At 41.8% G+C, this 749-nt stretch carries 1 protein-coding gene; it reads right to left on the bottom strand.

Annotation, left to right across the window (positions count from 1 at the left end; translation table 11 throughout):
• The coding region (locus BTV99_RS13470) for a hypothetical protein (protein ID WP_178377966.1) at positions 1–749 on the bottom strand (749 nt) is incomplete at both ends.

The following is a 749-nucleotide window of genomic DNA, read 5'->3' as shown; positions in this document are numbered from 1 at the left end:
TTAGTATCGGTATAGTAGACCAGATAACCATTAGGGATATTATCTAAGGTGATGGCAGTAGCGGCATCGGTATCGTCTTTATCGATAGTCGCAACCTTATAATCAATCGCAATCATGGTATCTTCACTACCGATAGCAGTGGTTGTTGACTGATCACTCTTATCAGTAATACTTAGATTGTCTGGCTGCGACTCGACTGTGACGTCATAACTGTGCTTATAAGTCTTTGTACCACTGTCATGTCCGCTGATATTATGACTCTCTTTATGAGCGGCATAGACATCAACTGTTGCCGTGCCGTCTTCATTTTCGGCAGGTTCATAAAAAATAGGCGTGCCTACATCTACGATATAATAATCACCAGCTGGAATATCAGCAACGTCACCATCTGCCAATGTTACAAGCGTCAAGTCGTTACCATTATCATCCATTAGTTTTCCGCTAGTGCCATTATCAGTCGTTAAACCAGACTCATCTAGCTGCAGATACAGCTTATTATCAATAATCTCAACATTATTACCATCAGCCGTGTTGGTTAAGTCGATCTCAATTTCTACTTTGGTATCCTCATCCGTATCGACTATAGTGGTTTTACCATCATTGTCTATCGGATCCGTAACTGGCTTGATCTCAACCTTGACGTCGTCAACCTGCACTCGTTCCTCGCCACCATCTTTATCCAACGCAGTAAAGTTGGTATTAAAGGTAAGATCTTGGCTACCGTCTGTGACGTTGGTACTAAAATCTTT

Source organism: Psychrobacter sp. Rd 27.2, assembly GCF_001921755.1.
GTDB classification, from domain to species: domain Bacteria; phylum Pseudomonadota; class Gammaproteobacteria; order Pseudomonadales; family Moraxellaceae; genus Psychrobacter; species Psychrobacter celer.
Note: the sequence above shows the minus strand (reverse complement) of the source record. Positions and strands in the feature narration are given on the sequence as shown.